Origin of the sequence: Bacteroides cellulosilyticus (genome assembly GCF_020091405.1) — a bacterium.
GTDB lineage: Bacteria > Bacteroidota > Bacteroidia > Bacteroidales > Bacteroidaceae > Bacteroides.
On the sequence record NZ_CP081903.1, the window covers coordinates 2,209,714 to 2,221,405 of the forward strand.

At 41.7% G+C, this 11,692-nt stretch carries 7 protein-coding genes; all 7 read right to left on the bottom strand.

The features are described from left to right. Nucleotides 1-9 precede the first annotated feature (9 nt). On the bottom strand, nucleotides 10-537 hold the full coding sequence (locus K6V21_RS07630; protein ID WP_224321412.1) for an NUDIX domain-containing protein: 528 nt from the start codon (nucleotides 535-537) through the stop codon (nucleotides 10-12). A 141-nt stretch (nucleotides 538-678) separates the two neighbouring features. Further along, the gene (locus K6V21_RS07635; RefSeq protein WP_224321413.1) at nucleotides 679-2,337 is read right to left on the bottom strand and encodes an RNA-binding domain-containing protein; all 1,659 of its coding nucleotides are present in this window, start codon (nucleotides 2,335-2,337) and stop codon (nucleotides 679-681) included. 217 nt (nucleotides 2,338-2,554) lie between these two features. Then, nucleotides 2,555-2,782 (bottom strand): nucleotidyltransferase domain-containing protein, encoded by a 228-nt coding sequence (locus K6V21_RS07640; protein WP_217716028.1) that lies wholly within the window; start codon nucleotides 2,780-2,782, stop codon nucleotides 2,555-2,557. Between the two features lie 148 nt (nucleotides 2,783-2,930). Beyond that, nucleotides 2,931-6,059 carry a leucine-rich repeat protein gene (locus tag K6V21_RS07645; RefSeq protein WP_224321414.1) on the bottom strand — a complete coding sequence of 1,043 codons (3,129 nt, stop codon included), beginning with the start codon at nucleotides 6,057-6,059 and terminating at the stop codon, nucleotides 2,931-2,933. Nucleotides 6,060-6,064: 5 nt separating this feature from the next. After that, entirely contained in the window at nucleotides 6,065-7,123 is a 1,059-nt protein-coding gene (locus K6V21_RS07650; protein WP_224321415.1) for a hypothetical protein, read from the bottom strand. A 26-nt stretch (nucleotides 7,124-7,149) separates the two neighbouring features. Beyond that, on the bottom strand, nucleotides 7,150-8,814 hold the full coding sequence (locus K6V21_RS07655; protein ID WP_224321416.1) for a fibronectin type III domain-containing protein: 1,665 nt from the start codon (nucleotides 8,812-8,814) through the stop codon (nucleotides 7,150-7,152). Nucleotides 8,815-8,841: 27 nt separating this feature from the next. Then, entirely contained in the window at nucleotides 8,842-10,191 is a 1,350-nt protein-coding gene (locus K6V21_RS07660) for a PEGA domain-containing protein (RefSeq protein ID WP_217716032.1), read from the bottom strand. Between the last annotated feature and the right edge of the window lie 1,501 nt (nucleotides 10,192-11,692).

The window sequence follows — 11,692 nt, forward strand, 5'->3', positions numbered from 1 at the left end:
TTATTTGAGTCATTTTTCCTTTTCTTTCAGGAATATTTCTAATCCTTTCCGGATTGAACCTAGTCCGAAATCTTCTGTATGTATATCTTTTAGCGGCAGGAAAAAAACATCTGCCGCGTCATCCATGGCTTTGTAATGCAATGTATCGGTGACTGAGCACCGGAAAAACTGATCCAGTGTGTGGACAGTAAAATCGGAATACACATATATATTAGGCAAGGAAAAGAGATATTCCGCCTTTTCCACTTTCATTCCTGTCTCTTCTTTTACTTCACGCGTAACTCCTTCTTCTCCGGTTTCCGCCATGTCGATGAAACCACCAGGCAAATCCAGTGTTCCTTTGGCGGGGTCTTTGGCACGGCGGCATACCAACAGTTCGTTCCGTTCATTCATTATCAGTGCCACGGTGGCAGCGGATGGGTTGAAATAATAGACGAATCCACAGTCGGCACAGCGTTTGGACTTTTCATTGTTGATATCAAAATGTGCGGAGCCACACTTGGGGCAGTATTTGAATTGGGATAGGGGATGTTCCATAAATGGTTAAATATTAGGTTTAGAATGATGTATTACTGAACTACTGATTTTTAATTGATACCTTTATCGAGTATACTTGATACGCCACTCAATCAGATTTACAATCCGTTGGGACGGGGCTCTATCTTAAGGTTCTGGAAATTAATTTGATCTTCCATCTAATAATAAGAGAATTCGCTCACCTGGCCCAGATATTTTATACGTTTGTTTAGGACTTGTTCTTCTATTTGGGAATTCCATTTCTACCCAGCCCAGTGCAAGTAGCGGATCTAAGTATCTGGCTCTATTATCAGAATGGTTTTTTAATCCCATTTTTTCGAAAAGCTCGGTTCGGGGAATTTTTTGCTGCAGGAGCACTAACATTTCTTTAACTCTACCATGAATTTCTTTATTTAGTATGTCGCTAACTTGGTCGCTAACTTGGTCGCTAACTTGGTCGCTAACTTGGTCGCTAACTTGGTCGCTAACTTGATTTGCAAAGTCAATAAGGTCATTTATATTGCTAAAGGTTAGCTTAATATCTATATCGGCACTTGGTTTTGTAAATATCTTGTCCGCTAAAGAATGAGCAGGGATGATTGCCAGAAAATAGCTACTGATATCATCTGTTTCAAAAATAGGCTTAGGTGAGCCATTGGCTTCTAATGCGCCGTATATTGCAGGAAAACCAGTCCCTCTCCCTTCAGTTAGTTGTAATTCTTTCAGAAAATCACCGATACGTCTATTCCTATATTCACGAGCCACAATGCGACGTTTGGTTTTCAATACTTTAAAGTCTACTGGGGGAACAGGACCTGGAAAACTTAGTATTTCTATTTTATCTGGCCATATTTGTATTTCTATTGGAGATTGTCGTTCATAACTTTTGTGATATATTGCATTTGATAAGGCCTCTTCTATAGCTACATAGGGAAAATTATAGAATCTTAATGCCTCTGCCTTGTTTTTTTGCTTGATAACTTTTTCAGCGATGATATTAGTGCGAATAAAGTCCAGAACATTTCTTAATTGCTTTTGTATGCATCCTTTGAAGTAATATTCTTCAAATAGTTGTCCAGATCCATCTTTATGCCATACCAATTCAATCCATGAACGGGGAAAGAATTTCTCGGGATTTTTTGAGAAGAATAGTAACCCAACGTTTACCGGACGTAAATCTTCTTCCGGACCTTTTGCTATATACATTGCTTTTGCCAAATCTACTAGTGGCATTCTGGTACTTTCGGCATATAAGTCACTTTTGATTTCTTGTAAATGGGCTTGAATAAGACTTAAATCAAAATCATCGATTTTAGCTTGGTGATTAATGCGGTCGTCGAATGGAATATGTGCAGTTTGTTCTAGCAGTTGACGCAGGTTTTCATCTTTGGCTATAATACTCTCACTACCTACACGTATATAAGGTTGCCGTTGCGCTTTTGAACCAAGCGTTACTGGGGCAGTATACATACGGTTATCTCCCGCAGGGCACCAAAGCACTAAAATGTGTTTACCCTGCAGAATATAGGGTTGGATGATTGGAAAGTAGTTAGGTTGTATTTGGTAACCTATGTTAATGATCTCCTTTTGCAATTTATCTAAACAGTTTTCATTTAATCCAATGGGAGGTAATTCCGGCTTACCATTATTTTCATTGATTCCGATGGTTATATATCCCCCTCCCCAGTTATGGAGATCATTGGCAAAAGCACACAAAGTATGGATGATCGTTTCCGGATTCCAACCGGATTTGAATTCAATTCGTTCCCATTCAACGGTGTTGCCTTTTATTAAGTCTTCTATATTTATTGGTAAAGCCATATTAAGTCACCTGTATTTCTGCAAATGTACTGAATGTTATTGGTATGGCAATAAATGGTAGAAGATAAAATCAATCACTAAGCCTAATGTAAGCTTAAATACTACTGATTATAGTTCTTTGAGATATATTTCTATTCTGATAATATCCATGTACGAGGACGTGCCGCATATATATGACTGCTTCCCATTACACTTTTGCAATAATCGTCCTTTATCTTTAGGCTTTTCTCTCATAGATTAATATTTTATCTCGTTCTGCACTATCCTTGGCAAAATCTTTTAATTGCCCTTCTTCTACTAAGTCTATATCTTTATGTAATACTTTTCTTTCAATATCACTTTCATGTGTTTCTTCGCCGCGAGAGTAAGAGCCGAATACCCATGCTTTCTCGATAGGTTGTAGCTTAAAAAAATCTTTTAACTTATTGACGATAACTTGTTTCATAGAAAAACGGCTTTTTGTAAATGTACTAAATGTTATTGATATGTCAATCATTGGCAGAGATAAATACTGTTATAGTGATTTAGAAGAAAGGCCCTATCACTCATTTATCATGGTGTAGGACCTTTCTCTAAATTAACAAACAATTAACTTATTGAACCAGAATCTTTTTTCTTGCCAGCAGATAGATGCCTTTTTCCAGTCCGGTGACAGCAGTGGTACCTTCCTGTACTTCAACCTGACGTACCATGTGTCCGGCTGTATCGTAAATGGAAAGCGTACGCTCGCGGTCACTCTTGATGTAAAGAACACCATATCGGACATAGATTTCTATTCCATTCCATGCGTCGGAAGGTAGTGCTTCTATGCCGGTGATTTCTCCTCCTATTCCTCCGATACTGTAAAGTTTCGGTGCGTTGACTATTGCCTCTTTGCTAATCAGATAAGCTTCGAAGGGTTGCACATCGCGCAAGTTACGGACGAACGCGCCACCCGGGGCGATATTCTCATACGTAGCTGTGTTGATGGCGTACACTGTGTCATGCTTGAATACCGTTTCATAAACTGGGACCATAATTCGGTTGCTTCCTTCTATGCGTACAAGTTCCTTGTTGGAGGTTGCTTTTATCTCTACTCCTTCTGTATCTTCGGCATGGAAGAGTACTTCTCCGCTGATGTTGAACTCATCTTCATACGAATCGCTGTTGGGCATGGAGATGATATAAGGGGTATTTGATTTCATAGCAGTGGTGTGCTGGAAACCGTCAGTGGTCATTTCTGCCAGCCAGAAAGGTTTAACCCCTTCCTTGCCACTGTTGAAAGGTGCCAGTTCTCCTTTCTTTTCGTTGCTGAAAGTTTGCACATCAAATGGTAGTGCGATTGCTTCCCAACCGGCTGCATCTGTTTTGTTGCCGGAATACATACTGAAGTTGCGTTTATAGGTAATGTCTTTTGCCTTAAACGGTTGCGGGGCACGGAAGCCTTTGCCATGAGTTAAAGTAATCTTTTCGGCTATACCGCCGATAACTACATTTCCTTCATACGTGCATTCTGCTCCTTCCGGTGCAAATATAAGCAGATTGCCCATCTTGGCAGGTGTGTCGAAACTTTCGGCTGTGATAGTTGCTTGCGCATTCCAGTCTATTAGCAGCAATTGGTTGCAGCCATTGAATACGGCTTTCCCTACAGACTTTACACTAGCAGGAATTTCCATTTCAGTCAGTCCGGTACAACTGTTTAAAGCTGCTGGGGCAATCTCTGTCGTATGGTTGGAGAGTACGAGGCGTGTCAGATTGGGCAGGTTATAAAACATGTAGTCTCCTGTGACATCATCCGCGGTGAGATAATTCTCGTAGTATTTATCCCCGCCTTCTACTATACGTGCTCCGCTGATGTCAAGCCGTTGCAGGTTCGTCAGGCTTCGGATGAACTTGATGTCGGTTCCGTTGAGATAGCCGGTAAGTGTCAGATTGACGATAGCTTCCTTATCGCCTACCAGTTCGGGCAGAGTGCCGGCTGGTTCCACATGAATGGTGTCGGAAGTGTTTTGCCCGATGCAGACGATGGTGATTGCATCCTTGTTGTAGGTCTCGTCATGGGTTGCATCGTGCAACAGGGCATAGTACGTGCCTTTTTCTTCGGTCTTCACTTTTTTACCTGTTAATATATCGCTACCACTGAGAGTATATACCAATTCGTTTTTGGGGTTGAAGATAGAAAGAATACAGGGTTGATCCGCTTTCCAATAGACGGAATCTTCTTTGTTGATATCAATGCTAATGGCTTCTAATGTCCGGCTTACAGGCTTTTGAAAGTTATTTCCTTTATTCAAGGTCAACAGTTTTGCTTCTATCGTTTGCTTGCTGGTATGTGCAAAGGTGTCGATGGAAGCAACACTCCAACGTTCCGCTTCATCCTTAAACTGAAGGTTCAATTGTACATCGCTTGCCCAGGCGAATGTTGCTGTTCCGCTCTCTTTGCTCGTACTTGTCAGTTGAATGCTTTCCGGCATCGTTTTCGGGATGATGGCTTCCGGTATGTCAAGGAGGAAGCCATCCCATTGGAGGATTTCTGTTGGTGTGAAGTTTCCGGTCTGTAACGTGTTTAAGTCATCGTTTAGCCAATAAGCATAGTTGCTGATCTTGCCTTTTGTTATGTTCTCTGATGGGCATACAAAGTATTGCGTCAACAGGATACTCCAGTTCCCGAGTTTGTCTTTTGCTCTGAAATTCAGGTAGTGTACACCTCGCTCCAAAGTAGCGACATCTAAATCGAGCATGATTGTACCGTTGGTACTTTCTGTTGTTTTCTTATTTTCAATATCTTTATCAATCCAATATTCATAACTGTTCAAGGCGTTGTCTGCTCCGTTGTCCGTACTGGTGCGATAGAAGTATTGTGTCAATAGATTGCTCCAGTTTCCGAGTTTGTCTTTCGCTCTGAAATTCAGGTAATGTACACCTTGTGATAAATCGGACACATCTAAATCGAGCGCAATCATTCCGTTGCCGCTTTCTACGGATTTCTTATTCGTCACGTCTTTATCAATCCAGTACTCATAACTGCTCAGGGCATTATCTGCTCCGTTGTCTGTGCTGGTGCGATAGAAGTATTGCGTCAACGGATTGCTCCAGTTCCCGAGCTTATCTTTCGCTCTGAAGTTCAGATAGTGTACCCCCTGTGTTAGAGTAGTGACATCTAAATCGAGTATGATTGTACTGTTGATACTTTCTGTTGTTTTCTTATTTGTAATGTCTTTATCAATCCAGTACTCATAACTGCTCAGGGCATTATCCGCTCCGTTATCCGTGCTGGTGCGATAAAAGTATTGCGTCAACAGATTGCTCCGGTTCCCGAGTTTATCTTTTGCTCTGAAGTTCAGATAGTGTACCCCCTGTGTTAGAGTAGTGACATCTAAATCAAGTATGATTGTACCGTTGGTACTTTCTGTTGTTTTCTTATTCGTTACGTCTTTATCAATCCAGTACTCATAACTGCTTAGGGCATTATCCGCTCCGTTATCCGTGCTGGTACGATAGAAATACTGGGTTAAGGGGGGACTCCACTTCCCTTCGCTGTCTTTTGCACGGAAGGTGATATAGTGCAGACCTTGACTGAATGTGGATACATCTGCTTCGAAAGAGATCTGTTCCTGAGTATGGGCAGTATACACTTTCGATGGATAGTCCGTATCGAACCAGTACTCATATCCTACCAGACTTTGTCCTTTTGTCAGTGTAGACAAAAGGAGCAAGGATAGTATATAAGTTATTCTTTTCATACTTTTTATAGTGTATTATCTCCTACTTTTACAGTAATACTGACTTTCAGCTTCCCATTTTCTGTTTTAGGGGCGATGTTCTTTGATACAATGGTGGGGATGGTGAGGATGGTATTGAAAGGGCTGCTACCGCCATGTATTCCGACTTGAGTGCCGTCTGTGCCGATGTATTGGGTTTCCCAGCCATCAAGGAGAGGATATCTATGCCCTTCATGATAGTTACCAAAAGGTGTATTGCCAAAATCTATATGGTAATTAGAACTTTGTACAATAACACCGTTGAGGGCATTTTCATAACAATATAGATTGTTGTATGCATTACATTCTGATTTGAGTGATGCTCCGCCACTATAATATTGTTCAAAGCCGTCATACGTATATACATCAAATATAACATTATTCCTAAATGTTCCAATCAAGTTATTCGTAGGATTAATAATAACATTATTCTGCAACAATATTGAAGATGTAGTTATATTGCTCCCTAAATATTTAACGATACTGTTACTAACCACCATATTCTGTGAATCTCCCGGTTCCAACCAAGAGGCAACCCGGCAATGAATAATAGACACCCCATCAGACGTTGTCATATTCTTATTTTCCGCATCCCAAAAAGTTAGATTCTGAAATCTGCATTTCACGAATGATGCCGCAGACAAATGCTTGGTTATTCTGACACGGTCTGCAGAATAAATACCTTCTATATATAACCCTTTAGTCGGTGCATCATTTACAGTTTCCAGTGCTATTGCAAAATCTCCCGCTATTCGGGTTGGAAATGCCATATTTCCTTCTTTTTGTGATGTAGTATCTGCTCTCATCTCATATCCATTGCCATAGATAGACACTGCTTTTGTGATGTCTATAGCATTATATGTACCCGCTCCTAATGTAATGGTGTTCCCGTTCTCTGCTGCTTCCATTGCTTCTTTAAACGCATCCGAACCATAGAAATACTGTGTAGTTTCTCCTTTTTGCAATGTTGCCAAAAGGACATCCTGCGCTTTTGCACTGCCTATCGCAACACAAACCATAACTAACGAAAATAATACCTTTTTCATAATCTTGAATTTTAGTAGTTAATATTTTATTTCTTTTTTATCGTTCTTGTTCCCGGGAATGCCGGATCATCAATGCTCGGGTCTGTCTTTTTAGTTTTTGCCGTTGTGGTACCGCTGTAAGCATATCCGTTTTTGTTATGAGCATACGCCCGAATATAATAGGTTGTATATCCGATAAGTCCTGTCATTGTCGCTGACATTTCTCCTGTGGTACCGTCTATCTTGATTATTCCTTCATTTTCTTCTATAGTCGGCGTTCCTGTATGGCTATAGACGAATCCCCGTTCATCAATCTTCGCTCCTCCGTCACTCGAAATCGTTGCGGATGCGTCGAGGGTAGATGGGGTAGGATTGCTTGCGGAGATATTTTCTATTGTAGCAATGGTGGAACTCCCCGTCTTTATTTTAATGAATGCACTACTGTATCCCACTCCTTTCGGGTTGATGGCATAAGCCCGTACATAATATTCCGTATTATACTTCAGTCCGGTCAATACAGCTTTAAAATCATTTCCGGTAGAGGACGAGGCGACAAAGTCATTATCCAGGGTCGGTTCGGAATTGCTTGTACTCCAGCAGAACCCTTTTTCGGTGATGGTAAGTCCACCGTTGTCTGTGACGGATGCTTTTATGATTGCATTATCATCGTTTACCTGTACTTCCTGAAGATTGCCGAGTGTCGGCTTAAAAGTTTGTTGCGTCTTCACCGTAATACTGGTGCTATAGAACACACCGTCGCGGGTACGTGCGTAAGCACTAATATAATAAGTTGCCCCTTCTTCAAGTCCTGTTATTGTGAAGTCTACGGCGTTTCCTTCTGACTCATCTTTTGCTGATGTGTCATTAATTGTCGGTGAAGTTACCGTTTTGCTAAAGCAAGCCCCTTTTTCGATTATACTGAAATCGGCAGCTGCTGTAATGATAGATTTAATATGTACGGATGACACATCCAGGTCACTATAATCCGGTACTGATAGGGAAACTGTTTGTTTGACGGGAGTAGTACACTCTATGGTATTGCTGTAGCCGATTCCCTTTTCATTGAGAGCATACGCCCGGATGTAATATCTTTGTTCCGGTTTTAATCCTTCGATGAGAGCGCTGAAAGTATCTGTCGTCTCTTTAACTTCTATTTTGTTCCCATTCACGGAAGGTTCGGCGGTTTCCGCACTCCAACAGAATCCCCGTCCGAGGATGTCGAATCCCCGTTTGTCCGTGATGGTTGCCGATACTTTCATACTGCTGGCGGTCAGGTCTTTGTCCGCAATGCTGCCCATATTCAGGCGCGGGGTCTTTTCGGTGATACTGAATGATACGATTTCTCCCCGCTTTATGCTGTATCCGCTGGAAGCGTAAATACAGAAATAGTAGGTTCCCGGTGACATCTCTTTTAAGTCGCAGAGGTATTTGTTGCCTGTATTTGAGGAAGCGGTTTCCTTTATGGCCTTTTCGCTTCCGGAAGTGATGATTTCCTCCGAAGTGGCGATTAGAAATCCGATTTCATTTTGAATCGTGCTTTGAGGATTGGTTGCCACTTCTCCTGAAAGAGTTATGTCTATGCCCGGTTTATCGAGGTCTTCTGCACTTCCGGTCGTCACGGTGGGTGCAAAACTTGTAGGTTCGGTATCCTTTTCACATCCTGTCACCCATAGCAACAGGCTGCACCAAATGATATATTGTAGTCTTTTCATTGTTCAAATAAGGATTAAGATTAAGAATCAGAAAAAGAAGCCTATTCCTGCACTGAGTTCATGATATTTGAAGTTGACGGTTTGGAAGCCAACAGAAATGGCAAACTGTCCCAGTCGTCCGATGGCACCCACTTCGGCTGCTACACCAGTGGCAGAGTGGTCAGTGTTTTTCACCAGTTCGCCGTCTATCGTTTCCCATGCCAGCACCCGGTTGCCGTATCCGGCACCAATGTAGGCATACAATGGCTTGACAATTCTTCGTAAATATCCTGCTGTGATGGACATGCGTGCTTTGGTTGTGGCACCTTCCTTATAATAAGGAGTACCTGAGCCATTGCTCAATGCTCCTGTGTCATCGCATTCCAGATCGGTGGAAGCTGAGCCAAAGTCGCTGCGGAAACGAATGTATGCCCCGTTGTTGCTGACTATGCCGACCATCGCCCCGTAAGAAGTTTGTGAAGGGTGATAGCCGACTTCCGCCATTACCAGTGTGCGGCGCGGTTCTTTGGGCTTGATGGTCGATTTCATCTTGAAAGTGAGGCTGCTTGTCTGCCCGGCTTTAATCGTTACGGTACTATCCATTGGGAAGAAGAACTCTTTTTCTATACGTACCCGATAGTCTTTCAGGGGTAAGCGGTCACTTTTATAAGGAGTTTGCCCCGCCAATTCGTTGTCTATATAAACTTTGGCATCCTGTTCGGGCAGGGAGAAGATTTCCAGATATCCGAATCTTGGTTTCAGCGTTACGCTTATGATTTTCTGTTCGCTGCCCAGGTCGATGATCCCGGCTTCGGGGGCATACATGGGAGCTTCTACGCGATAGGTATGGGTACCTTTTTTCATGGTGGCGGTGAACAGTCCGTTTTCGGTAGGCACTTTGTCATCATCCATGTAGATGTCGGCTGTTGCCGGGTCGGGGCGCATGACGATGAGTTGAGTATTGGCATCCACGGGTGTTTGTTGTGTGCCGTCTCCTACTTGTATTTCCATTTCGTAGACAGTAGCTTTCTCAATAATGTCAGGATAGAAGTAATTGCGGAGTACACCGAACTTATCGTGCATGATTGAGATGCGCCGTGCTCCACGGGGGATGTACAGCCAGATTTCTCCGGGTTTGTTTTCGCGGGTAACGATGCCGAGCGCGTCCGGTTCGAACATCAAGTCTTTTTCAGTTGTGACGATGCGGATGAGGGCACATACTTCTCCGTTCTGATCCCGTTGCGGAGCGGTGATCCGGGCGGTGACATCGGTTTCCATCCGGTTGAATGCAGTTACCTGGATTTTGTTTTGCGCTTCTGTAGTAATGGCTGCGAAGAACAAACACATCGTTAAAAGAAGTTTTGCCGACAACCATTTTGTGATTTTCCTGTTTGTCATAGCGTGTTTTTCTGTTTCTTCCGTCTATCCTCTCCGGCGGAGGTTACTATATAAAAAAGCGTGAGGACTGTTTCTGTTCATCTATCCTCTAAGGTTCTGGAATACCTTGCCCCAGGATGAACAACAGCCCTCACGCCTATGTTATGTATATAACGTAGACGTGAAGAAACTGTTGCTATTGTCCCAGGGTTGAATTTTCCAGATTCTAGAGTTGGAACAACAACTTTCGCTTCTTGCGTTCTTAAACTCACATTTTATAGTCTTATGCGTCACTTATCTCTATAAGCGGCAAGACCGATACAAATGTAGGATAATATTTCTTAATAAAGAATTTCCTTTAGATAATTTTTTATTATAAATAGTGGAATACTGGTTAATGTCTGCGTTGCTTTTTCTGCATAATCTGTTATATCGACCACTTAGTATGGATATAATGCTGTTTATCTAAAAAAACGTATCCTGACATTTCTCGGATGCTGCTTGCTCTGTAGCAATTTATGTTTGGATATGACAACTATCCCTTGAATCTGAACTTTGATTTGTCCTTTCTATAAATCTACTTTTCTTCTTACAGTTCTTTCAGCTTTTTCCGGATCGCCCCATTTAACGGCTTTACGGCTGAAACTTCCGGTGTATGAGCTGAATCATCCAAAAATTACTCAGTGATGCCATACTTTATCAATCTGACAGATTGACAAAGTGATAATCCTAATGCGCGAGAATGTTTTCTTTCAAGCCCTACCGGAGGGAAAGAAGAAAAAATGCAAGGATAACGTTTGGCGGAAGTGCACGATGAGAACTGTTTGTGGAAAAAGAAGGCACAGTGTTCTTCTTGTGTTCTATTTCATTCCAAATAATCTTCATCTTTAATGTAATTACAGCAAAAAGTAATATGCCGGATGATCCGACTTCGTATTCAAATAGAACCGAATAAACCGGTTTTGGAGGAAGGCTACACCCTTTTTCCCGGATGGTATCACCCTTTTAGCAGGATGGCTACACCTTTTTCCAAAAAGGGTGTAGCCATCTTACAAATTACACCGTTAGTTTTACCCTGTTACACCGTTAGTTTTGCTTAATTACATCGTTAGTTTGAGGTAAACCGATGATTTATTTCAAGGAAAATGAGGATTCATTGTTCCAGAAGAGCATTTTTAATCCAAGCGTGTGTTAGCGGAATTCGTGTATTGGCATCTTTATGGTTGTAAAGCAGGAATATTAGCGTTATTATTCTTATTCGTCAACCATAGTCGTGTTGCGTCTATATATCGTGCGTGTTGCATCTATATATCGTGCAGATTGCATCTATATATCAGACGCGTTGTATCTATATATCCAATGGCGCCCATATATAGTGTCTTTTTCTGTCTTTAGCCTAAGAGCTGATAAACAGAGCATTCTAATAATGACTGAAAGAACTGAAACAAGATGTCTTACAATATTTTTGAATAAATAATAGTTGATAAATAAGAAAATCATTAAATTTGTAATTTGTTAAACG